Origin of the sequence: Ancylobacter sp. FA202 (assembly GCF_000380205.1) — a bacterium.
Lineage (GTDB): Bacteria > Pseudomonadota > Alphaproteobacteria > Rhizobiales > Xanthobacteraceae > Ancylobacter.
Map to the genome: position 1 here is coordinate 2,117,890 of NZ_KB904818.1, position 25,444 is coordinate 2,143,333.

Here is a 25,444-nt window from a genome sequence, read left to right on the forward strand (position 1 = left end):
CTCAGCTCTCCAGCGTGAAGGCGTCGGCGGCGTCCCAGCCGAGCGTCACCTTGCGGTCGGCGCTGGCGGGCAGAGGGCGCCCGCGCGACAGCTCGACCAGCATTACCTTGGCCCCGACCCGCACCTGGTACTGGATGCGCGAGCCGAGCGAATACTCGTTATAGACCACGCCCTCCAGCTGGTTGTCGGCGCTCTCGCCGGGGCCGAGAATCCGCATGAATTCGGGCCGCACCACCACGAAGGCCTCGTCCAGCGTCTTGCCATCGCGCGGCGGCGCCAGGGTGAAGCTGCCCGGCACATCGACGCCCTGCCAGGCGCCGTCCGGGCCGCGCTTCACCTTCAGCGTGTTCACCTCGCCGACGAACTCGCAGACGAAGCGGTCGACCGGCGCGCCATAGATCTCTTCGGGCGTGCCGATCTGCACGATCCGGCCGGCGCGCATCACGCCGATGCGGTCGCTCATCACCATCGCCTCTTCCAGCGAATGGGTGATGTAGATGAAGGTCTTGCCGGTTTCCCGGTGCAGATCCTTCAGCTCCTTCTCCAGCGTCTTCTTCAGCTTGTAGTCGATGGCCGAGAGCGGCTCGTCGAAGAACAGTACCTCGGGATCATAGGCCAGCGCCCGGGCGAGCGCGACGCGCTGGCGCTCGCCGCCGGAGCACTTCATCACGTTCTTGTCGAAGTAGTTTTCCGGCAGGCGAACGACGCGCATCAGTTCCAGCGCCCGCGCCTTGCGGGCGGCCGCATCGACGCCCTTCACCTTGAGCGGGAAGGCGATGTTCTCGCCGACACTCTTGTGCGGGAACAAAGCCAGCGACTGGAAGACAAGGCAGGTCGGCCGCTTGTTGGGCGGCACGTCGTTGATCAGCTGGCCATGCAGGGTGATGTTGCCCTCGCTCGGCGTATCCATGCCGGCGAGCATGCGCAGCAGCGTGGTCTTGCCCGAGCCCGAGGGGCCGACAATGGTGAGGAATTCGCCCTCGCGCACATCGAGATCGATGGTGTCGACCGCGGTGAAGGCGCCAAAGGTCTTGCGGATGCCGACAAGCTGGAGGATCGGCTTCGGCAGTTCGGCGCTCTGCGGGGCGGCCGGCGAGGTCTGGAGCATCAGGACTTCCGTCATGGGTCGGTGGCGGCGGGTAATCGCCGCAGGTGGTCGAGGATGTCGATCGTTCCTATCCGCCCCTCATCCCCGGGCTTGACCCGGGGACCCAGATGTTTCCGCCGTCGCGCGGCGTTGCCCCTGGGTGGCCGGGTCAAGCCCGGCCATGAGGGCAGGATGAGGTAAAGGACGCAGGTCCTCTCCGCTTTAGCCCCGCAGGCGCTTGGCGGCGTTCATCAGGTCGAGCGCCTTGTCGTAGTCCGGCACGATGTCGTACTCGGCCGAGCGGTCCATCTCTTCCTGCAGGCTGTCCCACTGGATGGCGTCCAGCTCGTCCTTGGTGAACAGGTCGAAGCAGGCCTTGTTGCCCATCTGCGCCACCGGGTTGAACGTGCCCTCGGCGAAGGCGACGGTGTGGGCGACCTCGGGTCCCTGCACATATTTCAGGAAGTCGAGCGCCAGCGGCGACAGGTTCGGGTTGTTCACCGTCGAGGTGATCTCGATCCAGGCGACGCCGCCCTTGCCACCGGGCAGCGGGCCCCGGAGCGGGGTGATGCCGCGCAGATTCGGGTGGCCGTCGGCGCGGGCCGGGGAGACCGAATAGGTGCCGCCGGTCATGTGCAGGTCGATTTCGCCCGAGATCAGCGCCTGGTTCATCGAGGCGATGTCGCCGATCAGCTTGGCGCCCTTGAAGACGCGCTTGGCGGTCTCCTCGAACTTGGTGAACTCCTCCGGCGTATGCACCTTGAACGGGTCGATGCCGGCGATGATGAAGATGTTGAAGACGTTCCAGTCATCGGATTCGAGAATGCCGTATTTGCCGGCGAGCGCGGGGTCGTTGAACAGGTCCCAGCCCGTGTCTTCCGCGGTCTTGCGGGAGATCTTGTCGGTGTTGACCACGAAGCTGTAGGGCCCGAAGCGCTGGGCCATGCCGATCAGCTCGCTGCCATCCTCGCTCATGGCCCATTTATAGGGCCATTTGAACTCCGGCATCATCTTGGCGAAGAAGGGCTCGAACTCGGCCTTGGGCAGCGGCTTGATCAGCTTCTCGGGCAGCATCACCTTGCGCGCCCAGGGATTGTTGACGTTGATCAGGTCCCAGGTGTTGATCTCGCCGGCGCGCAGCCGGTTGATCATGGTGGGGTCGTTGGTGAGGCTTTCCGCCTTCACCGTCGCCCCGGTCTTGGAGCGGAAGGGGTCCAGCACCTGGGCGGAATTGTAGCCCTCCCAGCACAGGATGTTCAGCTCCTTCTCGCGCGCCGCGAACGCCTTGTTGGCGTTGAACAGCGGACCGGCGGCGGCGAGCGCGCCAAGGCCCGCTCCCATGCCCTGCAAGACCGACCTTCTCGAAATATGCGCCATCTCGAAGTCCCTCTGGATTGTTGGCGCGGAACCTTGGGCGGCCGCGCATTCGTTCGGCATCCGGCGTTGGGCGGATGTGGGAGGTATGTTGGACTGTGTGTGATCCTAAACATCTGGATTTGGGCTTTACAACACTAAATTTGCGGCTCAACCTGATGAAAAGGAAGGCAGCCTGTTTTCACGGCATGCCGACCGCCGGCGGTATGCTGTGCCGGAAAACAAACTCCAGAGAGTCATCGGGAATAGCCGCACCATGTTCATGTCGCTTCAAGGCAAGACCGTCATCGTCACTGGCGCCAGCAAGGGGATCGGGCGCGGCCTCGCGCTGCGCTTCGGCCAGGCTGGGCTCAACGTGCTGGTGGTGAGCCGCGTGCTCACTGAAGCCGAGAAGGTGGCGGCCGAAATCGGCCCCAACGCCTCCGCCTTCGCCGCCGACGTGACCAAGGCCGAGGACATGGAAGCGATGGCGCAGGCGGCGCTGGACCGCTACGGCACTATCGACGTGCTCTGCGCCAATGCCGGCATCTTTCCCGCCGCCAAGCTGGGGGTGATGACGGGCGATGATTTCGACCATGTCATCGGCACCAATCTCAAGGGCACCTTCCTCACCGTCTCCGCCGTTCTGCCGGCGATGAAGGCGGCGAAGAAGGGCCGCATCATCATCACCTCCTCCATCACCGGGCCGATCACCGGCTTTCCCGGCTGGACCCATTACGGCGCGTCCAAGGCCGGGCAGATGGGTTTCATGCGGACGGCGGCGATCGAGCTGGCGCCGTGGAACATCACGGTCAACGCCGTCATGCCGGGCAACATCCTCACCGAGGGCATGGAAGGCATGGGCGAGGCCTATATCGCCTCCACCGCCGCCTGCGTGCCGATGAAGAAGCTCGGCAGCGTGTTCGACATCGCCAATGCCGCGCTGTTCTTCGCCAGCGAGGAAGCCGGCTACATCACCGGCCAGGGCATGGTGATCGATGGCGGCCAGGTGCTGCCGGAATCGCCGATGGCGCTGGACGAGATGGGCACCGCCTGACCCTGCCGCGCGCTCAGAAGGTGGCGGCGAACATCAGCAGGAAGTCGTTCGCCGCCTGCGACGCCAGCGCCGGCCCCTGCGTGCCGGGGCGGAAGCCGTCAGCCTCGTAGAGATTGTACTGATATTGCAGCGTGACGGTGAACGGCCCGACCGGCGTCCAGTTGAGATTGGCGCCGAAGTTCCAGTTGCCGATGCCGCTGGCGCCATAGGTGAGCTGCGCCAACGGGTCGGCGACGTCGAACCGTCCATAGCCGCCGAAAAAGGCCGAGTTCCAGGTAGGGCTCCAGTTGTGCAGAAACTGGCCGACCGCGCTCCAGCCCGCCACCTTCGACAGCGAGCCGTCGAGACGCTGGAAGGCATCGGGAGCGGAAAAGCGGCCGCTGGGATCGATCAGCCCGAGATAGGAGGTCGCCCCGTCGGCATAGGCGGCCTGAAGGTAAAGCGTGTCGCCCGGCGCGAGGGAGGGCAGGTTGAACATCACCCCGGCCTGCAGCGCATAGCCCCACTCCCCCGTCGTGGCGCCGAGCCGCTCGCTCACCGGCGATTGCGCGATCTGGTGCAGCGCGCCCGAGAGCTGGAAATTACCCCAGTCACCGCTCTGGCCGAAGGTGGCGACGATTTCCGGCCAGCGGCCCGCCCCGTCCGCATCCGCCTCGTCGTCGGCGACGAAAACGGCACCGCTCGCCACCACAGGCAGGATGCCATTGTCGCGCTTGGCTGATCCCTCCAGCGAGATCTGGGCGAGGAAACCGTCCGGCAGGTGCCAGCTATAGCCGAGCACGGGCAGCTGGGTCTGGTCGCCGATGGTCGCCGGGTCGGTGCCCATCACATCGGCATTGGCGTAGAAGTCGAAGAAGGACTGGAGATAGCCGAAGGTGAAACCGGCGAATTCGATATGGATGTCATGCGGGTCGAAATCCGCCCCGTCGCGAACCCCTTCGCCCCAGGGGTCGGCGGTGCGCCAGATGATCCGCAGATCGGTATAGGAGCGCAGCGTGCCATATTCCGTCCGCGTGCGGGCGTCTGTCAGCAGCCCCAAGGTGGAGACCCAGTAGTTTCTCGCATTGGCGGCGGGGTAGTCGGTGTAGCTGTTGGCATAGGTCTCGGCCCAGAGATAGGCACCCAGCCGCAGGCAGGTGTCCGAGCCGGGGATATAGGCGAAGCCCGGCCCCTCCGCCGTGCACGCCTTGACGTAGCGGGCGGAAGCCGCACCCGGTGGCTCGGCGGCCTGCGCCTGCGTGATCCCTAGCAGCGCCCCAAGCAGCGCCCCAAGCAGCGCTCCAAGCGGTGCTCCAAGCGGTGCTCCAAGCGGTGCTCCAAGCGGTGCTCCAAGCAGGCCCGCAGCAAACGCCGCCGCGCCGCACCGGCGTGGGGCGGGCAGCGGCCGTCCTCGGCGCGAAGGGCGCGGCGCCTGTGCGGCTTTTGCTGGTTCACGGCGCATGCGCGGTCCAATATCACCTTATTATTGCATTTATGAGGGCGTAATGGCCGATTCGCACTGTCTTTATCGCCACGGCTTCCTGCGCATCGGCACCGGCGTGCCGCGCGGGCGGGTGGCTGATCCCGCCTTCGCGCTGGCCGAGCATCTGGCGCTGGCGCGCAGCGCCGAGGCGCGCGGCATCGGCGTGCTGCTGTTTCCCGAGCTTGGCCTGTCCTCCTATGCCATTGACGACCTTCTGTTCCAGGACGCGCTGCTGGACCGGGTGGAGACGGCGATCGCCGAGCTCGTCGCCGCCTCGCGCGATCTCTTTCCGGTGCTGGTGGTCGGCGCGCCGCTGCGCCGGGCGGGCGCGCTCTACAATAGCGCGGTGGTGATCCATCGCGGCGTCCTTCTCGGCGTGGTGCCCAAGAGCTACCCGCCAAACTACCGCGAATTCTACGAGCGCCGCCACTTCGCGCCCGGGCTCGGCGCCTCGGGCACGATCGCGGTGGCGGGCGAGAACGTGCCCTTCGGCACCGATCTCCTGTTCCGTTCCGGCGGGGAGGTGCCTTTCACCTTCCATGTCGAGATCTGCGAGGACCTCTGGGTGCCGCTGCCGCCCTCCACGCGAGGCGCGCTGGCGGGGGCGGAAGTGCTGCTCAATCTCTCCGCCAGCAACATCACCATCGGCAAGGCGCGCCACCGCCGGCTGCTCTGCGCCAGCCATTCCGCCCGCTGCCTCGCCGCCTATGCCTATTCCGCCGCCGGGCCGGGCGAATCCACCACCGATCTCGCCTGGGACGGGCAGGCGGCGATCTTCGAGAATGGCGAGTGCCTCGGCGAGAGCGCGCGCTTTCCCGATGGGCCGACCCTGCTTGCCGCCGATATCGACCTGGAGCGCCTGCGGCAGGAGCGCATGCGCACCACCACCTTCGGCGAATGCGTGCGGGAAGAAGGCGCGGGCGATTTCCGCACCCTTGGCTTCACCCTCGGCACCCCGCCCGCGCCGGCGCCGCTCGAACGCCTCATCGCGCGCTTCCCCTATGTGCCTGACGATCCCGAGCGCCTCGCGGAAGACTGCTATGAGGCCTACAACATCCAGGTACAGGGCCTCGCCCAGCGCCTTTCCTCGTCAGGCGTGCGGCGCGCGGTGATCGGCGTGTCCGGCGGCCTCGATTCGACGCAGGCGCTGCTGGTGGCGGTGCGGGCGATGGACCGGCTCGGCCGCCCGCGCAGCGATATCCTCGCCTACACGCTGCCGGGCTTCGCCACGTCTGAGGCCACCCGCGCCAATGCACAGGCGCTGATCGAGACGCTGGGCGTCACCGGCGGCGAGATCGACATCCGCCCGGCGGCGCGGCAGATGCTGGCCGATCTCGGCCACCCCTTCGCGGGGGGCGAGCCGGTCTATGACGTGACCTTCGAGAATGTGCAGGCCGGGCTGCGCACGGATTATCTGTTCCGCCTCGCCAACCAGCAAGGCGGGCTGGTGGTCGGCACGGGCGATCTCTCGGAGCTGGGGCTCGGCTGGTGCACCTATGGCGTCGGCGACCACATGTCCCATTACAACGTCAACGCCTCGGTGCCGAAGACGCTGATCCAGCACCTCATCCGCTTCGTTGCCGCCTCGGGCGATGTCTCGGACGCGACCGCGCGGGCGCTGGAGGCGGTGCTGGCCACCGAAATCTCGCCGGAGCTGGTGCCGGCGGAAGCGGGCGCCACCATCCAGTCGACCCAGCAGGTGGTCGGCCCCTATGCGCTACAGGACTTCAACCTGTACTACCTCACCCGCTATGGCTTGCGCCCCTCGCGCATCGCCTATCTCGCTCTGCACGCCTGGGGGGACGCTTCGCGCGGCGCCTGGCCGGCCAATATTCCGGCCGAGGACCGGCGTGCCTATTCCAGGCCCGAGATCCGCCACTGGTTGAGGCTGTTCCTGAAGCGCTTCTTCGCCAACCAGTTCAAGCGCTCGGCCCTGCCCAACGGGCCGAAGATCACCTCGGGCGGCTCGCTCTCGCCACGCGGCGACTGGCGGGCGCCCTCGGATGCGAGCGCGCAGGTCTGGCTGGACGAGCTCGACGCCAACTTTCCCGACGAGGGCTGAGGCGGTATCTGCCGCAGGCGAGAGAGCCGCGCGGCGACGCGCGCGTGAAGGAAACCGGCGTGGACGACGACATCTCCCCCAACCACAGCTACCGCCTCGCGGCGCTGGACCAGGATTTCATCCTCAGTGATTCCATGCGCGGCGTGCGCTTCCAGCTGGAATACGCCAAGCCCGAGGAAGAGCTGCGACGCTGGCGCATCCGCTCCACCCTCGTGGTGTTCGGCTCGGCCCGGGTGCGCGAGAATGGCCCCGGCCGCCAGCCTTTCATCTATGAACAGGCGCGGGCCTTCGGGCGGCTTGCCTCGCAGCGCGGCGGCGCGCTCGATGTGTCGGAGGGCGGCTACCGCGACAATGTCATCGCCACCGGCGGCGGGCCGGGGGTGATGGAGGCGGCCAATCGCGGCGCCTATGAGGTGGCCGCGCCCAGCATCGGCTTCAACATCTCGCTGCCGCATGAGCAGGTGCCGAACCCCTACACCACGCCGCAGCTGACCTTCCGCTTCCACTATTTCGCCATGCGCAAGATGCACCTCGCCATGCGCGCCAATGCGCTGGTGGTGTTTCCCGGCGGCTTCGGCACGCTCGACGAGTTGTTCGAGATCCTCAACCTGCAGATAACAGGCAAGGCGCCGCCGGTCGCAATCGTGCTGTTCGACACGGCCTATTGGCGCTCCGTGGTCAATTTCCAGATGCTGATCGACGAGGGCATGGTGAGCGCGCGGGAAGTGGCGCTGATCCGCTTCGCCGACACGGCCGAGGACATCTGGACCCAACTTGTCGAGGGCGGGCTGAAGCTGCCCACGCGCTGACGGCGCGTCCTCACGCGCGGGTTTTAGGTGCGGGCGTCGATCCAGTCGGCGATGCGCGGCCACACCTCGCGATGCGCCTGCCGCCCGGCGAGAATGGCGAGGTGCTGCAGCCCGACGCCGACCTCCGTGGGATGCTCGATAATCTGCGTGCTCCCTTCCGCCATGCGGGCGAAGAACGGCGCCACGGCGGCGCGCGGGCCGATCTCGTCGGCGGCGCTCACTGCCGCCAGCGCCGGCACACCCAGCGCCTGCGGCCCCAGAAGCCGCCCGCCCAGCTCCAGCCGGCCCTGGGTGAAGCGGTCTTCCCGGTAGAGCCATTCCACCATCTCGTGCACCAGCCGGCCGGCCAGCGGCACCTCGTCCAGCGCCCAGCGGGTGATGCGCAGATGCAGGTCCAGCGCCGCCGGGTCTGTGAGGCTCAGCGCCCCGTCCATCCAGCGCGACCAGACGAAAGTGCCGGGCGCGAGCAGGGCGCAGGACTGCGCCAGCAGCCCGCCGGGCAGGATGCCGTCCCCGGCCGTGTGCTCTCGCTGCGCCGCCACGCTGTCGCGGAAGGCGCTGGAGCCGGGCGCGAAGCTCAGCGGGGCGGCGAGCAGCACCAGAGCGCGAAAAAGCGCCGGCTCCAGCGCGGCGGCCAGCGCCGCCAGCGTGCCGCCGAGCGAATGGCCGAGCACCGTCGGTACCCGTCCGCTCCGGGCGGCGACGATCTGCGCGGCGTCAATGATGGCGCGCGCATAGTCCTCCAGCCCGTGCGGCGCCCCGCCTTCCGCCGGCGGGCGCCACGCGGCGAGAAACACGTCCATGCCGCGATCGAGGCAGAAGCGCACCACGCTCAGCTCCGGCGTCAGGTCCCAGACATAGGGGCGCTTGATCGGGGCGGGGATCATCAGCACCGCCGGCCCCACAGGCGCCGCTACCGGCGCCGCACCCTGCCGATAGCGCCGCAGCCGCAGCAGCGGCGCCTCGGCGGCGATGTCATAGCGCTGTTCGGCGACGCCATAGCCGAAGAGGTCGAGCGTGCGGGCCTGCGCCTCGCGCCAGTTTTCCTGCACGGCGCGCTGCGCCGCCTGCCAGGGGGCGAAAGGCTCGGGCGACGGCGCGCGTGGCGACATGGCGTCCTCCTTGGCTGGCGCGGGCGGAACCCGTCGCGGCGCCAGACCCAAGCTTACCATGGGAAACGTCGTGTTCCTTGATGCGGCTCAGTCGGCGGCGATCAGCACGGTCGTCAGGGGCAGCGGCGCCGGACGCTCGAATCCGGCGTCGCCGGCCAGCAGCCGCCCGGCGATCTCGTTGCCGCGCCGCACCGCCGCTTGCGCCGGCAGGTCGGCCAGCCAGCCATCGATAAAGCCGGCGGCGAAGGCATCGCCCGCCCCGGTCGTGTCGGCGGGCCCGGCGAGCGGGGGCACCGCGACGGCGGTCCGTCCCGCCGCCTCGCACAGTGCGACCGGCCCGGCGCCCTGCGTCAGCACCAGCGCCGCCAGCCCCTCGCCGCCGGTCTCCCGCGCGTGGGCGAAGGCATCCGCGCCGGCAAACAGCGCGTGGTCGGAGGCGGACGCGATCAGCACCTGCGCCGGCCGCCGCTCCGTGTGCTCCAGCGGCAGCTGCGCCACCACTTTTGTGCGCGCGGCCAGCGCCTCCAGCACGCCGGGTGCGGCGCGGCGGACATTGACATAGGCGATGTCGGCCTCAAGCGCGGGGAGGGCGGTGAGAAGGCGCGCCTCTGTCGTGGCCGGGGCGATAATGGTGCGCTCGCCCTTCGGGTCGACGAGAATGTCCAGCGGCATGGTGGGCGCGTCGGTGGTGCGCACATAGCGCAGGTCGAAGCCCATCGCCTCCAGCCGGGCGCGGCAGGCGGCGCCGGCGGCATCGGTGGAGAGCGTCGCCGCCAGCGTCACCCGATGGCCGAGGGCGAGCAGCGCCGCGCCGGTGTTGAAGCCGCCGCCGCCACAGCGCAGCGTCACCTCTTCCCGGGTCAGCCGCCCGCCGGCACGCAGCGGCGCGGCGAGCTGCCAGATGCGGTCGACATTGACGCTTCCGACCACCAGCACATGGCCCATGGTTTCTCCCCCGCATGGCCGGCGGCGCCGGGCCCTGAGCGATAGGAGAGCGCCCCCGATTCGACAAGCGGCACGGCAGCCCCGCCCCGTCGCCCCGCGCGGCCTCGACGCCGCCCGTCTTTGCCGGTACCTCTGGGGCGCGCGTCGGCAGGAGCCCGGCGGCTCGGTTCTGGCGGCAGGGAGACACGTCCGATGAAGCTCGTTCGCTATGGAGAGATCGGGCATGAACGCCCCGGCCTGATCGATGAGGCCGGCGTGCTGCGCGATCTGTCCTCGCTGGTGTCCGACATTGCCGGCAAGGTGCTGCTGCCGGAGAGCCTTGCCCGTTTGCGCGCGGTCGACACCGAGGAATTGCTGCCGGTGGAGGGCACGCCCCGCCTCGGCGCCTGCGTCGGTCACGTCGGCAAATTCGTCTGCATCGGCCTCAATTACACCGACCATGCGCTGGAGGCCGGCCTGCCGATCCCCGAGGAGCCGGTGATCTTCATGAAGCCGACCAGCTGCATCGTCGGGCCGAACGACAATGTCGAGATTCCGCGCGGCGCCACCAAGACCGACTGGGAGGTCGAGCTCGGCATCGTCATCGGCAAGCCGGCTAAATATATCGCCGTCGAGGACGCCTATGCCCATGTCGCCGGCTATTGCGTCGTCAACGACGTGTCCGAGCGCGGCTTCCAGCTGGAGCGCGGCGGCACCTGGGACAAGGGCAAGGGCTGCGACACCTTCGGCCCGATCGGCCCATGGCTGGTGACGACCGACGAAATCCCCGACCCGCAGACGCTCGACATGTGGCTGGAGGTGGACGGCGTGCGCCGCCAGTCCGGTTCCACCCGCACCATGATCTTCGACGTGCCGACCCTCGTCTCCTATGTCAGCCAGTTCATGAGCCTGCAGCCGGGCGACATCATCACAACAGGCACGCCGCCGGGCGTCGGCCTCGGCATGAAGCCGCCGGTCTATCTCACCGCCGGCCAGACCATGCGGCTCTCGGTGTCGGGGCTGGGCGTGCAGGAGCAGCGCCTCGTCGCGGCCGGCTGATCCTGGCGGGCGGGGCGTCGGGCACCGGGCCGGGTTTGCGGCAGATCAAGGCGCCGGTCCGCCCGGCGTGCTTGGCTCCTCCCATTCACTTCCGCCAGAGGCCGAAGTGGGAGGATGCCATGCAGGACGCCGCGCTTTATCGCCGCCTTCGGGACGCCGTGGATCATGCCCTGGAGGGCGCCGACGTTGATGTCGGCATCTGCCCGGACAAGGGAATCATCACCCTCACCGGCCGCGTCTCCTCGCGCGGCGCCCAGATCATCATCGAGGACACCGTCGGCCGCCTCGCCGGCGACTTCACTATCGTCAATCAGGTGAAGGTTGAGCCGCTGCTCTGCCGCCGCGGCGCGCGGCTCCACTAGAGCCTTTTCCGGTCACACGACCGGATCGTCGCGCGCGCCCGTGCCCGTTTCGAGGGGCGGCCGGCCCTGCAGGGGCCGCGCGCCCTCGGCGGAGGGACGGTTCCCCCCGGCTTTCGCGCGCCGGAGCTCCGACAGGGCCGCCGCCCGCTTTATCCCGCCTTCCGTCTTCACTATCCTGACATGGGTCCCGCAGAGGACCATGCGGGAGGCCTGAGCATGACTGACGCGCCCGAAACCGACGTGCCCCCCACAAGTGCGCCCCAAAGCTCCAATCGCTGGCGCCGCTTCGCCGAATGGGACGCGCGGCCGCTGCGGCACGACCTGTTCGCGGCGGAAAACCCCGAGGCCGGTTTCTCGGTGTTCCACAGCCCCTATGACCCCGCGCCCTCGCTCAGCATCGAGGGCGGCCGGGTCACGGTGATGGACGGCAAGGCGGCGGCGGATTTCGACATTCTCGACGCTTTCATCGCCGCCCATCACATCGACCCCGCCATGGCGGAGGTGGCGATGGCGATGGACCCGGGCGAGATCGCCCGCAAGCTGGTCGACATCAATGTGCCGCGCCCCGAACTCGAAGCGCTGGCGCGGGGGCTCACCCCGGCGCGGCTGGCGGAAGTGGTGGGCCGGCTGTCGGCGCTGGAAATCGCCTTCGCCTACTCAAAGATGCGCCAGCGCCAGACCCCCGGCAATCAGGCGCATGTGACCAATGCCAAGGACGACCCGCTGCAACTCGCGGCCGATGCCGCGGTGGCCGTGGCGCTCGGCTTTGACGAGATCGAGACCACCATGCGCGTGGCCTCCAACAGCTGGGCCAATGCGCTGGCCTGCACGGTGGGGGCGGCCGTCGGGCGCGGCGGCGTGCTGTTCCAGTGCTCCATCGAGGAGGCGGAGGAGCTGCAGATCGGCCTTGCGGGGCTTTCCTCCTATGCCGAGACGGTGTCGGTCTATGGCACCGAGCGTGCCTTCATCGATGGCGACGACACGCCGTGGTCGAAGGCGCTGCTCACCGCCGCCTATGCCTCGCGCGGCATCAAGGCCCGCTGCACCTCGGGCGCGGCGGCGGAGCTGCTGATGGGCTTCCACGAGCAGCGCTCGCTGCTCTATCTCGAAGCGCGCTGCCTGTGCCTGCAGCGGGCGATGGGCGTGCAGGGCACGCAGAATGGCGGCATTGACGGCGCTCCGCTCACCGCCTCCATGGCCGGCGGGGTGCGCGAACTGATGGCGGAAAATCTGATCGCCGTCTGGCTCGGGCTCGAATGCGCCTCCGGCAATGATTGCCGCACCAGCGAATCGGAGATCCGCGTCGGCGCCAAGATCACGCCCTATCTGCTCGCCGGCTCTGACCTCATCTGCTCGGGCTTCGGCTCGATCAAGAAATACGACAATTCGTTCAACCCCTCGCTCTTCAATGGCGAGGAGATCGAGGACTATCTGCTGCTCCAGCGCGATTTCCAGACCGATGGCGGCCTGACACCGGTGGAGGAGGACCAGGTGCTGGGCCTGCGCGTGCGGGCGGTGGAGGCGCTGGCGGCTGTCATGGAGGAGCTGGGCCTCGGCAGCGTGCCGCGCGCGCGGATGATGTCGGTGGTGTTCGCCTCCGGCTCGGAGGAGACGGTCAGCTACACCCCGGGCGAGGTGACGCCGATCAGCGCCGCCATCAAGGCGCGCGGCCTCACCGCCATCGACGTGGTGCGGGCGTTGGGAAAGCGCGGCTTTACCGAGGAGGCGGAGAATCTCCTCCTCATGCTGCGCCAGCGCATTTCCGGCGACTATCTCCAGACCTCCGCTTTGGTGCGGGACGGGCGGGTGATGAGCGCCATCAACGATCCCAACGACTATCGCGGCCCGGGCACCGGCTACCGCATGCCGGAGAAGCGCTGGCAGCAGGTGCAGGGCATTCGCAACGTGCTCACCCGCGAGCGGGTGCTGGCGGCGGAGAATGTCGTCGCCGGTGCCGGCGGCGCGGAGGTGGACTGGCTGGTGGCCGCCGGCCCGGCGGCGAAGGGGGCGAACCCGCATGAGGTGGTGATCGGCGTCAGCCCGGGCTTTGCCCGCCAGCTGCACCAGACCACGGCCGGCCATGCCCTGGCCGATGTGGTGGCGGCGCTGGTCGGCGGCATTACCGCTGGCGGCGGCACCGCGCGGCTGGTGCGGATGCTGCACACCGCCGACACCTCCTTCCTCGGCCTCGCCGCCGCGCGGCTGTCCGGCTCGGGATTCGGCATCGGCATCCAGGCCAAGGGCACCACAGTCCTGCACCAGGCCGACCGCATGCCGCACATGAACCTCGAACTGTTCTCCAACGCCCCCCTCACCGGGCTCGACCATTACCGCGCGCTCGGCCGCAACGCCGCTCGCCACACCTTCGGCGAGACGCCGGAGCCGGTGATGGTGGCCACCCATGGCGAGGCGCTCGGAGCCCGCTTCCATGTGCGGGTGGCGCTGCTCTACGCGATCGAGACTGGTCTCATCGAACCGACTGTTCACCCCATCGAACTCGCGTACCGCCCCGAAAGGCGTGCGCTGGAGGCCGCGCAATGAGTGCAAATCCCCCCAGCGACCTCGACCTCTACCCCGTCGCCGAAAAGGCCCCCGAACGGGTGCAGACCCCCACCGGCAAGCCGCTTTCCGCCCTGACGCTGGAGGCGGTGCTGGCCGGCGAGATCGGCGCCGAGGACATCGCCATCACCCCTGAGGCCTTGAAGTTGCAGGCGAAAATCGCCCGCGCCGCCGGGAGAGAGACCCTGGCGGCCAACTTCGAGCGTGCGGCCGACCTGGTGGGCGTGCCGCAGGAACTGATCCTCGATACCTATGAGCTGCTGCGCCCGGGCCGGGCCGAAAACGCGGAGCAGCTGCTCGACCGGGCGGCGCTTCTGCGCCGCGACTACGGCGCGACCCGCGTCGCCACCCTCATCGAGGAAGCCGCCGCTGTCTATGCGAGGCGCGGCCTGTTCGTGAAAAGATTCTAAGCAACAGCAAGGACTTGGTGGCGACCCGGCTTAGGGAAGAGTGAGCCGCCGCACCGCGTCGCGCCAGCCGGCGAGCCGGCTTTCACGGGTTTCGGCCGGCATGACCGGATCGAAGCGGTGGTCGAGCCGCCAGGAATCGGCAAAGCGCCCCGGCGCCGGCATGATGCCGGCGTGGTAGCCGGCGAGATAGGCCGCGCCAAGCGCCGTGGTCTCGCGGATCACCGGCCGATCGACCGGCGCGGCCAGCAAATCGGCGAGCCGCTGCATGGCGAAATTTGATGCCACCATACCGCCATCAACACGCAGCACCGGCGTGCGATGACCCGCCGCGCCCGAGCGCGCCCAGTCGGCGTTCATCGCCGCGATCAGGTCAGCGGTCTGATAACAAACGCTTTCCAGCGCGGCGAGGCAGAATTCCGCCGGCCCGGAATTGCGGGTGAGGCCGAACATCGCCCCGCGCACATCGGGGTTCCAGTGGGGGGCGCCGAGGCCGACAAAGGCCGGCACCAGATAGACCTGCTGGGCCGGATCGGCGGCTTCCGCCAGCGCTTCGCTCTCGGCCGAGTTCTTGATGATGCCGAGCCCGTCACGCAGCCACTGCACCGCCGCGCCGGCGACGAAGATCGAGCCTTCCAGCGCATAGGTGCGCTTTCCGCCGAGCTGATAGGCGATGGTGGTGAGCAGACGGTTCTGCGACAGGACGGCGGTCGGTCCCGTGTTGAGCAGCGCGAAGCAGCCGGTGCCATAGGTCGACTTGATCATGCCCGGCTGGAAGCAGGCCTGGCCGACGGTCGCGGCCTGCTGGTCGCCGGCGATGCCGCCAATGGCGATGGCGCCGCCGAAGAATTCCGGCTGCGTGGTGCCGTAATCGGCGGCGCAGTCCTTAACCTCGGGCAGCATGGAGCGCGGCACGCGCAGCAAAGCGAGCAGATCGTCGTCCCAGACGCCGGTGTGGATGTTGAACAGCAGGGTGCGGGCGGCGTTGGTGGCGTCGGTGGCGTGCACCTGCCCGCCGGTGAGCTTCCACAGCAGCCAGCTGTCCACCGTGCCGAAGGCGAGTTCGCCACGCTCGGCGCGGGCGCGGGCGCCCGGCACATGGTCGAGAATCCAGCCGATCTTGGTGCCGGAGAAGTAGGGATCGAGGATCAGGCCGGTCCGCTCGCTCACCAGCGGCTCATGCCCCTCGCTGCGCAGCCGGGCGCAGAGCTCGGCGGTGCGGCGGTCTTGCCAGACAATGGCGCGATGGATTGCGGCGCCGGTCTTGCGGTCCCACACCACGGTGGTTTCGCGCTGGTTGGTGATGCCGATGGCGGCGATGTCGGCGGCCTTGAGGCCGGCCTGCTCGATCACGGCGCGGCAGGTGGCGAGCGTCGTCTGCCAGAGGTCTTCGGCCTCATGCTCGACCCAGCCCGAGGCCGGGAAGTGCTGCGGGAATTCCTGCTGCGCCTGCGCCGCGATGGAGGTGTCGGGCCGGAACAGGATGGCACGCGAGGAGGTGGTGCCCTGGTCGATGGCGAGAAGATGGGTCGTCACGGGGCGCTCCGCGAAAAGGCGTCATCCCGGAAGGGTTTGCTCCTGTCCGGGATGAGTGTCCATGTCGGGCGGGATGCCGTCGGGCGACGGCATGATGGAGAAGGATCGTCCCGGACGGCGGGGGCGTCCGGGACGAGATGCCGGGGCGGAACCGACTGCAGGTTCCAGCCCCGGTGGTGCGATCAGCCGACCCGCGTCAGTTCTTCTTCGGCGGGGTGGCGGGCCAGGAGCCGATCAGGGTGTCGTAGTCGATCGTCTCGCCCTGCGGCTTCTCGTTGGCGAGCTTGGGCTGCGGCGCAAGGTTGTCCGATTCCTTGGCCAGCTTGACCCAGTATTCCATCGGCTGCTTGGCGTTCAGCTTCGGGCCGCATTCGCCCTGCACGCCGGAACGCTCCAGGCGCTCCATCACCGATTCCTGCGCGAGGGCCAGCGAGTCCATCGCCGCCTGCGGGGTCTTGGCGCCAGAGGAGGCGTCACCGATCGCCTGCCACCAGAGCTGGGCCAGCTTGGGGTAGTCCGGCACGTTGGCGCCGGTGGGCGACCACTGCACGCGGGCCGGCGAGCGGTAGAACTCGATCAGGCCGCCGAGCTGGGGCGCGCGCTCGGTGAAGCTCTTGTCCCAGATATCGCTCTCGCGGATGAAGGTGAGGCCGACATGGCTCTTCTTCAGCGAGACGGTCTTGGAGGTGACGAACTGGGCGTAGAGCCAGGCCGCCTTGCGGCGGTCGACCGGGGTCGACTTGAGCAGGGTCCAGGAACCGACGTCCTGGTAGCCGAGCTTCATGCCATCCTTCCAGTAGGCACCCTTGGGCGAGGGGGCCATGCGCCATTTCGGCGTGCCGTCGGCGTTCATCACCGGCAGGCCGGGCTTCACCATGTCGGCGGTGAAGGCGGTGTACCAGAACATCTGCTGGGCGATATTGCCCTGCGCCGGGACCGGGCCGGCCTCGGAGAAGGTCATGCCGGCGGCCTGCGGCGGCGTGTACTTCTTCAGCCACTCGATATACTTGGCGATGGAATAGACCGCCGCCGGGCCATTGGTGTCGCCGCCGCGCTCGACGGTCGAGCCGGTGGGGCGGCAGCCTTCCATGCGGATGCCCCATTCGTCGACCGGCTTGCCATTGGGTAGGCCGCGATCGCCATTGCCGGCCATGGAGAGCCACGCATCGGTGAAGCGCCAGCCGAGCGAGGGGTCCTTCTTGCCGTAGTCCATGTTGCCATAGACCTTGACGCCGTCGATTTCCTTCACGTCATTGGTGAAGAACTCGGCGATGTCCTCATAGGCCGACCAGTTGACCGGAACGCCCAGATCGTAGCCGTACTTGGCCTTGAACTTGGCCTTGATGTCCGGGTTGGTGAACCAGTCATAGCGGAACCAGTAAAGGTTGGCGAACTGCTGGTCGGGGAGCTGGTAGACCTTGCCATCCGGGGCGGTGGTGAAGGAGATGCCGATGAAGTCGCCCAGATCGAGCGTCGGCAGGGTCACGTCCTTGCCTTCGCCGACCATCCAGTCGGTCAGCGGCACGGCCTGCTTGTAGCGGAAATGAGTGCCGATGAGGTCGGAATCGTTCACCCACGCATCATAGATGTTCTTGCCCGACTGCATCTGGGTCTGGATCTTCTCGACCACGTCACCTTCCTGGATGAGGTCGTGGGTGAGCTTGATCCCGGTGATCTCCGAGAACGCCTTGGCCAGGACCTTGGCCTCGTATTCATGCGTGGTGATGGTTTCGGAGACGACGTTGATCTCCATGCCCTTGAACGGTTCGGCAGCCTTGATGAACCATTCCAGTTCCCGCATCTGCTCGTCCTTGGAGAGCGTGGAGGGCTGGAATTCGCTGTCGATCCACTTCTTGGCGGCAGCCTCGTCCGCGCGGACGGGCGCGGCGAAGGCGATCAGCGCCATGGCGCTGGCGGCCAGCAGAAGCCGGCCTCGGCTCTTAGACGGCAACATGGGTCTTTCCTCCCGTTTCTTCCCAGAATTCCGCGGCTTGTTGCCGCTTAGGCGAATTCACACGAGGCGGAACACCGCCAGCGCGTAGACAAGGCAGAGCGCGAGCGCCCAGCCGAGATTGGGTCCCACCAAGGCAAGCCAGGCGAGATTGATGAAGGCGCTGCCGAGCAGCGTGATGAACAGCCGGTCGCCGCGCGTGGTGGGAATGCCCAGCACGCCAACGCGGGCGCGTTCGGGCCGCCACAGCGCCAGCACGGTGAAGATGGCAAGCAGGCCGGCGATGACGGCGAAGAACGCCGCGGTCGGCCAGGTCCACGCCATCCAGGCGGTGTTCTCGGCAAGGGTTTCCAGGAACGGGGCGGGGGCGTTTTCCATGGCGTCCTCCCTCACACCCGCCCGAGGGCGAAGCCCTTGGCGATGTAGTTGCGCACGAACCAGATCACCAGCGCGCCGGGGATGATGGTCAGCACGCCGGCGGCGGCGAGCAGGCCCCAGTCCATGCCGGCGGCGGAGACGGTGCGTGTCATCGTCACCGCGATCGGCTTGGCGTTGGTGGCGGTGAGCGTGCGCGCCAGCAGCAGTTCGACCCAGGAGAACATGAAGCAGAAGAAGGCGGCGACGCCGATCCCGCTCGCGATCAGTGGCATGAAGATCTTGATGAAGAAGCGCGGGAAGGAATAGCCGTCGATCGCCGCCGTTTCGTCGATCTCGCGCGGCACCCCGGACATGAAGCCCTCCAGGATCCACACCGCCAGCGGCACGTTGAACAGGCAGTGCGCCAGCGCCACGGCCCAGGGCGTGTCGAACAGCCCGATGGCGGAATAGAGATTGAAGAAGGGCAGGGCGAACACGGCGGGCGGCGCCATCCGGTTCGACAGCAGCCAGAAGAACAGGTGCTTCTCGCCGACAAAGCTGTAGCGCGAGAAGGCATAGGCCGCCGGCAGCGCCAGCGTGATCGAGATGATGGTGTTCAACGCCACATAGGTGAGCGAATTGATGTAGCCCGAATACCAGCTCGAATCGGTAAAGATCTTTATATAGTGCTCGAAAGTGATCTCATTCGGCCACAGCGAGACCGTCGTATTAATCTCGAAATTGGTCTTCAGGCTCATGTTGACGAGCCAGTAGATCGGCAGGATCAGGAACGCCAGATACAGCGCCATGACGAAGGTGCCGGCCCGCGAGGAGGGTTGCACGTGCGAGCTCATGCCGGGTTCTCCTCCTGCCGGCGCTCGGTGCCAGCATGGGTCATCACGGTATAGAAGACCCAGCACAGCGCCAGCACGATGAGATTGTAGACCAGGCTCATCGCCGCCGCCTTGCCGAGGTCGAACTGGCCCAGCGCGATCTTCACGAGGTCGATGGAAAGGAAGGTGGTGGCGTTGCCGGGGCCGCCGCCGGTGAGCACGAAGGGCTCGGTATAGATCATGAAGCTGTCCATGAAGCGCAGCAGCACGGCGATCAAAAGCACGCGCTTCATCTTCGGCAGCTGGATGGTGGTGAAGATCGCCCAGCGGGAGGCACCGTCGATGCGGGCCGCCTGGTAATAGGCGTCGGGAATGGACTTCAGGCCGGCATAGCACAGCAGCGCGACGAGGCTGGTCCAGTGCCAGACGTCCATCACCACGATGGTGATCCAGGCCGCCAGCGGGTCACCCGTATAGTTATAGTCGATGCCGAGCGCATTGATCGCCCAACCTCCGAGGCCGATATCGGCGCGGGCGAAGACCTGCCAGATGGTGCCGACCACGTTCCACGGGATCAGCAGCGGCAGCGCCATGATGACCAGCGTCGCGGCGACCTTCCAGCCGTCGCGCGGCATGGACAGCGCGACCAGGATGCCGAGCGGCACCTCGATGGCGAGGATGATGGCGGAGAACAGCAGGTTGCGCCACAGCGCATCCAGGAAGCGCCCGCCCAGCTCGGTCGAGGGGTCCAGAAGTTCCTGGAACCAGCCAAGGCCGTTCCAGAAGAACTGGTTGTTGCCGAAGGTGTCCTGCACCGAATAGTTCACCACCGTCATGATCGGCAGGATGGCCGAGAAGGCGACGATGAGAAAAACCGGGGCGACCAGCAGCCAGGCGGCGTTGTTGACGGGCTTGTCCATCACATGGCTCCCTCGCGGCCGGCGGCTTCGCCGGGCACCAGCACGCCGTCGGCATAGATGTGGATCTGCCGGGGATCGAGGGTGAGGCCGGCGCTGTCACCGTCGAGCGACAAATCCTCCGGCACCATGGCGGCGGCGGGATTGCCTGAAATCTCGATGCGGGCGATGCGGGCGCGCCCGATATCCTCGATGCGCGTCACCTTCACCGGCAGGCCGGTGCCGGGCGCGGCGAGCGTGGCGAATTCCGGCCGCACGCCGAGTTCGATCCGCCCACCCACCGGCAGGGCGGCATAGCCGCGATCGAGCGCAATGGCGACATCGCCCACATGCGCGGTGCGGCCCTCAACCTTCGCCGGCAAAACATTCATGCCCGGCGAGCCGATGAAATGGCCGACAAAGGTGTGGGCCGGCCGCTCGAACAGCTCTTCCGGCGTGCCGGTCTGCACCACGGCGCCGTCATGCATCACCACCACCGTATCGGCGAAGGTGAGCGCTTCGGTCTGGTCGTGCGTCACATAGATCATGGTCAGGTCGAGCGCCCGGTGCAACTCCTTCAGCGAGGAGCGCAGCTGCCATTTCAGATGCGGGTCGATGACGGTCAGCGGCTCGTCGAACAGGATGGCGGCGACATCCTCGCGCACCAGTCCGCGCCCCAGCGAGATCTTCTGCTTGGCGTCGGCCGTGAGGTTCGAGGCCTTGCGGTCCAGCACTGAGTTCAGGCCGAGCCGGCTGGCGATCTCTTCGACGCGGCGGGCGATGGCCTCGCGCGGCATCTTGCGGTTCTTCAGCGGGAAGGCGAGATTCTCGCGCACGGTCATCGTGTCGTAGACGACCGGGAACTGGAACACCTGCGCGATGTTGCGCGCCTCCGTCGGCAGCTGCGTGACGTCGCGGTCGTCGAACAGGATGCGCCCGCGCGTCGGGATTACCAGGCCGGAGATGATGTTGAGTAGCGTGGTCTTGCCGCAGCCGGAAGGACCGAGCAGCGCATAGGCGCCACCCTGCCGCCAGACATGGTTGATTTCCTTGAGCGCATAATCCTGCGGGCCGCGCGGATCGGGCCGGTAGGCATGGGCGAGACCGTCGAGCGTGATGCTGGCCATGGTGCTCTCCCTCAGGCGGCCGCGGCGTCGCGGGCGGGCGCGATGGCCTGCCCGTCGGCACCGAACAGCAGGATGTGGCGGGGGTCGATCAGCACCTCCACCGGCGCGTCGGGTTCCAGCCGCCGCACGCCCGCGACGAGAGCGGTGAGGCGCTCCTGGCCCATATCCATGTGCAGGAAGCTCTCCGAGCCGGTGACCTCGGTCACGGCGATGGTGGCGCCCAGCCGGATGAGGCCGTTTCCGGTGATGCGCTCGGCGGTGGCGATATCCTCCACCTCCAGATGGTGGGCGCGTACGCCGATCGTGTAGACGCCGTTCGACACCTGCGCGAGCGGCCCGCTGGCCGGCAGCACGGTCCCGTTCTCCATCAGCACCGTGTGGCCCTGCTTGGTCACGCGCAGCGCGTTGAGCGGCGGATCGGAGAACACCCGTGCCGTGGCGAGGTTGGCCGGCCGGCGATAGACCTCGGCGGTCGGGCCGAACTGCGTCACGGCTCCTTCCAGCAGCGTGGCGGTGTGGCCGCCCAGCAGCAGGGCCTCGGTCGGTTCGGTGGTGGCGTAGACGAACACCGCGCCGGTGGAGGCGAAGATACGCGGCAGTTCCTCCCGCAGTTCTTCCCGCAGCTTGTAGTCGAGATTGGCCAGCGGCTCGTCGAGCAGGACCAGATCGGCCCGCTTCACCAGCGCCCGGGCGATGGCGGTGCGCTGCTGCTGGCCGCCCGACAGCGCCAGCGGGGTGCGCTGCAGATAGGGTTCGAGCTTCAGCAGCTTTGCCGCGCTGAGAACGCGCGCTTCGATCTCCGCCCGCGGCAGGCCGGCCACGCGCAGCGGCGAGGCGATGTTCTCATACACGGTCAGCGAGGGGTAGTTGATGAACTGCTGATAGACCATGGCGACGCTGCGCTTCTTCACCGACAGGCCGGTGACGTCGCGTCCCTCCATCCGCACGCGGCCGGAGGTGGGGGCGTCGAGCCCGGCCATCAGCCGCATGAGGCTGGTCTTGCCGGCCAGGGTGGCGCCAAGCAGTACATTGAGGCTGCCCCGCTCCAGCTGCAGCGAAACGTCCTTGATGAAGGGAACGCCCCGCACGCGGAGCGAGACGTGATCGAGTTCGAGCGTCATTGCGCAACTCCCCGCAGCGAGGCCGGCGATGCGCCATGCAGAGCGCTCTCGGCCATGAAGGCGTCGAGCGCGGCGGTTTCCTCGGGCGAAAAGCGCAGGCCGAGCTTGGAACGCCGCCAGAGCACATCCTCGGCGGTGCGGGCCCATTCCTCGCGCATCAGGTAGCGCACTTCGGCCTCGGTCAGGTCGGCGCCGAACATGCGGCCGAGATCGTGCGCGGAGCGGGCGCCGTCGAGGATACGCATGGCGCGTGTGCCATAGGCAACGACCAGGCGCCGGGCGAGATGCTCGTCGAGCCAGGGATGGGCGCGCAAAAGCTGGGCGACCACGCGGGGCTGGTCGTGCACGCCGAAATCGCCGCCCGGCAGCGGCGCGGTGCCGGTCCACGAGGCCTTGGAGGCGGCCGGCAGAAAGGGCGCGAGCTTCTGCATCGCGTGTTCGGCGAGACGACGATAGGTGGTGATCTTGCCGCCGAACACCGACAGCACCGGCACGCGCCCGTCCTGATCGTCCAGTTCGAGCACGTAGTCGCGGGTGGCTTCCTGCGCCTTGGAGGCGCCATCGTCATAAAGCGGGCGCACGCCGGAATAGGTCCACACCACGTCGCCCGGCGTCACCGGCTGGCGGAAATACTCGCTCGCGGCGGCGCAGAGATAGGCAATCTCCTCCTCGCTCGCCACTGGCGGGCTCGGGGTGCGGCCGAAGTCGCGGTCCGTGGTGCCGATCAGGGTGAAATCCTGCTCATAGGGAATGGCGAAGATGATGCGCCCATCCGCATTCTGGAAGATATAGGCACGGTCGTGCTCGTAAAGCCGGGGCACGACGATATGGCTGCCCTGTACGAGACGGACATTGGCGGGCGAATTGGCGCGCAGCACATGCGCCAGCACCTCATGCACCCAGGGACCGGCGGCATTGACCAGCACGCGCGCGTTGACGACGCGGCGCGTTCCGTCCTCGTCGAACTCGATGCGCCAGTGCTCGGCCTCGCGGCTCGCCGAGATGACGCGCGTGCCGCGACGTATGTCGGCGCCGCGCTCGGCGGCATCGAGCGCATTCAGCACGACGAGGCGGCTGTCCTCGACCCAGCAATCGGAATACTCGAACGCCCGCCGATAGCCCTCGCGCAGCGGCCGGCCGGCGGGGTCGCGGGTCAGGTCCAGCGAGCGGGTGGCCGGCAGAAGCTTGCGCCCGCCGAGGTGGTCATAAAGGAACAGGCCGAGGCGCAGCAGCCAGGCGGGGCGCAGGCCCGCATGGTGAGGAAGCACGAAGCGCAGCGGGCGGATGATGTGCGGGGCGATGGCCCACAGCACTTCGCGTTCGGCGAGGGCTTCATGGACGAGCCGAAACTCGTATTGTTCGAGATAGCGCAGCCCGCCATGGATCAGCTTGGTCGAGGCGGAGGAGGTGGCGCCGGCGAAATCGCCCTGCTCCAGCAACACCACCGACGCGCCGCGGCCGGCCGCGTCGCGGGCGATGCCACAACCATTCACGCCCCCGCCGATGATCGCAAGGTCGTAAATCTCGTCCATCGTGCGAGCGTTCAAGGCGCGTCTCCCGATGCGCTCCTTTAGGTCAGCAGCGCTTTCGTTTTTATGTTCATATTGACGCTATACGAAACCATTTTGGGCTGCAATAGCGCAAAATCGAAAGAAGCGAACCTTCGTTTAGGTGCATTGCAGCAATTCCGTGGCTTTTCTGGCATGCCAGCGCCCCGCTCCGGCGCTGGGGCGAGGCTATCCCGGCGCGCGGCGGGAGGGCCGGCTGGCAGCCTCTCCGCTCCAAGCCCGTCAGGCCGTCCTTTCCCTAGGGTTGCGGGGACGGCATCCTCTCCAGCGAGGGTGGATCTAGTGGTTCCAGCGCACCGCCGCACTGCAGCAACGAATTACCCTTGTCATGTTGAGCAAATGGAGCAAAACTAAACATAAAGCTAAATCGTGCCGGCGCCATCGCGCCCGGCGTGAGCCATGAAAGGGGCAGAAAGCCCCTCGTTCTCTGGGAGGAGAGCATGCTGAAGAAGTGGATACCCCTTCTTGGGGCGACGGCCGTCTGCGCGCTGATGTCCGCGCCGCAGGCGGCGAAGGCCGAACAGCTCACCCTGTGCTGGGCGGCCTGGGACCCGGCCAATGCGCTGGTCGAACTCTCCAAGGACTTCACCACCAAGACCGGCATCGACATGAAGTTCGAGTTCGTCCCGTGGACGAGCTACGCCGACCGCTTCCTCAACGAGCTCAACTCGCGCGGCAAGCTGTGCGACCTCATCATCGGCGACAGCCAGTGGGTCGGTGGCGCGGCTGAGAACGGCCATTATGTGAAGCTGAACGACTTCTTCGCGAAGGAAGGCATCAAGATGGATGACTTCGTTCCCGCGACCGTCGTCGGCTACTCCGAATGGCCGAAGAATACGCCGAACTACTGGGCGCTGCCGGCGATGGGCGACGTCGTGGGCTGGACCTACCGCAAGGACTGGTTCCAGCGGCCGGAGATTCAAAAGGAATTCAAGGCGAAGTACGGCTGGGACCTCGACGCGCCCAAGACCTATGACCAGCTCAAGCAGATCGCCGAGTTCTTCCAGAAGCGGCAGATCGACGGCAAGACCGTCTATGGCGCCTCGATCTACACCGAGCGCGGCTCGGAAGGCATCACCATGGGCGTGACCAACGTCCTCTATGATTGGGGCTTCATGTATGACAACCCCAAGAAGCCCTACGACATGCAGGGCTATGTGAACTCGCCTGACGCGGTGAAGGGCCTCGAATTCTACAAGTCGCTCTATGATTGCTGCACGCCGCCGGGCGCCTCCAACGTCTATATGGTGGAATCGGCCGACGCCTTCAAATCCGGTCAGGTGGCGATGCAGATGAACTTCGCCTTCACCTGGCCCGGCCTCTACAAGGACGAAAAGGTCGGCGGCGACCGTATCGGCTTCTTCCCCAACCCGGCGGAGAAGTACCATTTCGCCCAGCTCGGCGGGCAGGGCATTTCGGTCGTGTCCTATTCCGACAAGCGCGACGCGGCGCTGCAATACATCAAGTGGTTCGCCCAGCCGCAGGTGCAGGCCAAGTGGTGGCAGCTCGGCGGCTATTCCTGCCTGAAGGCGGTGGTCGACGCCCCGGACTTCAAGACCAGCCAGCCCTACGCGCCCGCCTTCCTCGAATCGATGGCGATCGTGAAGGATTTCTGGGCCGAGCCCTCCTATGCCGAGCTGCTGCAGGCGATGCAGAAGCGGGTGCATGACTATGTCGTCGCCGGCAAGGGTACGGCGAAGGAAGCGCTCGACGGCCTGGAAAAGGACTGGACCGAGATCTTCAAGGAAGACGGCAAGATCTGACGCCGTCTCTCAACGAAGATGGGCCTCAGGCCCGTGTGC

At 67.4% G+C, this 25,444-nt stretch carries 21 protein-coding genes; 8 read left to right on the forward strand and 13 right to left on the reverse strand.

From position 1 onward, the window contains the following. Nucleotide 1: 1 nt before the first annotated feature. Nucleotides 2-1,108, reverse strand: a complete 1,107-nt coding sequence (locus tag A3M1_RS0109650; RefSeq protein WP_018388757.1) for an ABC transporter ATP-binding protein — start codon at nt 1,106-1,108, stop codon at nt 2-4. Nucleotides 1,109-1,309: 201 nt separating this feature from the next. Next, nucleotides 1,310-2,464, reverse strand: coding sequence for a PotD/PotF family extracellular solute-binding protein (locus A3M1_RS0109655; protein ID WP_026221241.1), 1,155 nt, complete (start codon nt 2,462-2,464; stop codon nt 1,310-1,312). A 253-nt stretch (nt 2,465-2,717) separates the two neighbouring features. Here A3M1_RS0109655 and fabG point away from each other — a divergent pair, with 253 nt between their 5' ends. After that, nucleotides 2,718-3,497, forward strand: coding sequence for a 3-oxoacyl-ACP reductase FabG (fabG, locus tag A3M1_RS0109660; protein WP_018388759.1), 780 nt, complete (start codon nt 2,718-2,720; stop codon nt 3,495-3,497). Nucleotides 3,498-3,510: 13 nt separating this feature from the next. Here the strand turns inward: fabG and A3M1_RS0109665 are convergent, their stop codons facing one another. Then, nucleotides 3,511-4,938, reverse strand: coding sequence for a porin (locus tag A3M1_RS0109665; protein ID WP_245261624.1), 1,428 nt, complete (start codon nt 4,936-4,938; stop codon nt 3,511-3,513). Nucleotides 4,939-4,981: 43 nt separating this feature from the next. Between A3M1_RS0109665 and A3M1_RS0109670 the strand changes: the two genes are divergently transcribed. Both A3M1_RS0109670 and A3M1_RS0109675 read left to right on the forward strand, forming a co-directional pair. Continuing rightward, nucleotides 4,982-7,021 (forward strand): NAD(+) synthase, encoded by a 2,040-nt coding sequence (locus A3M1_RS0109670; protein ID WP_018388761.1) that lies wholly within the window; start codon nt 4,982-4,984, stop codon nt 7,019-7,021. 59 nt (nt 7,022-7,080) lie between these two features. Then, entirely contained in the window at nt 7,081-7,830 is a 750-nt protein-coding gene (locus A3M1_RS0109675) for a TIGR00730 family Rossman fold protein (protein WP_018964137.1), read from the forward strand. 23 nt (nt 7,831-7,853) lie between these two features. On the opposite strand, the gene A3M1_RS0109680 is transcribed toward A3M1_RS0109675, so the two are convergent. Together A3M1_RS0109680 and A3M1_RS0109685 are read right to left on the reverse strand one after the other, a co-directional pair. After that, entirely contained in the window at nt 7,854-8,942 is a 1,089-nt protein-coding gene (locus A3M1_RS0109680) for an alpha/beta fold hydrolase (RefSeq protein WP_018388763.1), read from the reverse strand. A gap of 87 nt (nt 8,943-9,029) precedes the next feature. Continuing rightward, a complete protein-coding gene (locus A3M1_RS0109685; protein ID WP_018388764.1) occupies nt 9,030-9,887 on the reverse strand; it encodes a PfkB family carbohydrate kinase in 858 nt (285 codons plus the stop codon). A 192-nt stretch (nt 9,888-10,079) separates the two neighbouring features. Between A3M1_RS0109685 and A3M1_RS0109690 the strand changes: the two genes are divergently transcribed. The 4 genes from A3M1_RS0109690 (at nt 10,080) to A3M1_RS0109710 (ending at nt 14,256) form a co-directional block, all read left to right on the forward strand. Next, the gene (locus tag A3M1_RS0109690; RefSeq protein ID WP_018388765.1) at nt 10,080-10,925 is read left to right on the forward strand and encodes a fumarylacetoacetate hydrolase family protein; all 846 of its coding nucleotides are present in this window, start codon (nt 10,080-10,082) and stop codon (nt 10,923-10,925) included. 119 nt (nt 10,926-11,044) lie between these two features. Then, complete coding sequence (locus tag A3M1_RS0109695; RefSeq protein WP_018388766.1) at nt 11,045-11,287, forward strand: BON domain-containing protein; 243 nt, start codon at nt 11,045-11,047, stop codon at nt 11,285-11,287. A 216-nt stretch (nt 11,288-11,503) separates the two neighbouring features. Beyond that, entirely contained in the window at nt 11,504-13,828 is a 2,325-nt protein-coding gene (locus tag A3M1_RS0109705; RefSeq protein WP_018388768.1) for a propanediol/glycerol family dehydratase large subunit, read from the forward strand. Continuing rightward, nucleotides 13,825-14,256 carry a diol dehydratase small subunit gene (locus A3M1_RS0109710; protein WP_018388769.1) on the forward strand — a complete coding sequence of 144 codons (432 nt, stop codon included), beginning with the start codon at nt 13,825-13,827 and terminating at the stop codon, nt 14,254-14,256. The genes A3M1_RS0109705 and A3M1_RS0109710 overlap by 4 nt, the downstream gene beginning before the upstream one ends. A gap of 30 nt (nt 14,257-14,286) precedes the next feature. Here the strand turns inward: A3M1_RS0109710 and glpK are convergent, their stop codons facing one another. The 8 genes from glpK to glpD form a co-directional block, all read right to left on the reverse strand. After that, nucleotides 14,287-15,789 carry a glycerol kinase GlpK gene (glpK, locus tag A3M1_RS0109715; RefSeq protein WP_018388770.1) on the reverse strand — a complete coding sequence of 501 codons (1,503 nt, stop codon included), beginning with the start codon at nt 15,787-15,789 and terminating at the stop codon, nt 14,287-14,289. Between the two features lie 196 nt (nt 15,790-15,985). Next, entirely contained in the window at nt 15,986-17,743 is a 1,758-nt protein-coding gene (locus A3M1_RS0109720; protein ID WP_018388771.1) for an ABC transporter substrate-binding protein, read from the reverse strand. A 57-nt stretch (nt 17,744-17,800) separates the two neighbouring features. Then, complete coding sequence (locus A3M1_RS0109725; protein WP_018388772.1) at nt 17,801-18,118, reverse strand: DUF2160 domain-containing protein; 318 nt, start codon at nt 18,116-18,118, stop codon at nt 17,801-17,803. 11 nt (nt 18,119-18,129) lie between these two features. Further along, nucleotides 18,130-18,951: a carbohydrate ABC transporter permease gene (locus A3M1_RS0109730; protein WP_018388773.1), complete on the reverse strand. Its 822-nt coding sequence runs from the start codon at nt 18,949-18,951 to the stop codon at nt 18,130-18,132. Next, nucleotides 18,948-19,850: a carbohydrate ABC transporter permease gene (locus A3M1_RS0109735; protein ID WP_018388774.1), complete on the reverse strand. Its 903-nt coding sequence runs from the start codon at nt 19,848-19,850 to the stop codon at nt 18,948-18,950. Before A3M1_RS0109735 ends, A3M1_RS0109730 begins: the two co-directional genes overlap by 4 nt. Beyond that, nucleotides 19,850-20,953, reverse strand: a complete 1,104-nt coding sequence (locus A3M1_RS0109740) for an ABC transporter ATP-binding protein (RefSeq protein ID WP_018388775.1) — start codon at nt 20,951-20,953, stop codon at nt 19,850-19,852. The genes A3M1_RS0109735 and A3M1_RS0109740 overlap by 1 nt, the downstream gene beginning before the upstream one ends. 11 nt (nt 20,954-20,964) lie before the next feature. Next, on the reverse strand, nt 20,965-22,074 hold the full coding sequence (locus A3M1_RS0109745) for an ABC transporter ATP-binding protein (RefSeq protein ID WP_018388776.1): 1,110 nt from the start codon (nt 22,072-22,074) through the stop codon (nt 20,965-20,967). Continuing rightward, nucleotides 22,071-23,606, reverse strand: coding sequence for a glycerol-3-phosphate dehydrogenase (glpD, locus tag A3M1_RS0109750; protein ID WP_018388777.1), 1,536 nt, complete (start codon nt 23,604-23,606; stop codon nt 22,071-22,073). The genes A3M1_RS0109745 and glpD overlap by 4 nt, the downstream gene beginning before the upstream one ends. 476 nt (nt 23,607-24,082) lie before the next feature. Here glpD and A3M1_RS0109755 point away from each other — a divergent pair, with 476 nt between their 5' ends. Beyond that, nucleotides 24,083-25,405, forward strand: a complete 1,323-nt coding sequence (locus A3M1_RS0109755; RefSeq protein ID WP_018388778.1) for an extracellular solute-binding protein — start codon at nt 24,083-24,085, stop codon at nt 25,403-25,405. Nucleotides 25,406-25,444 lie beyond the last annotated feature (39 nt).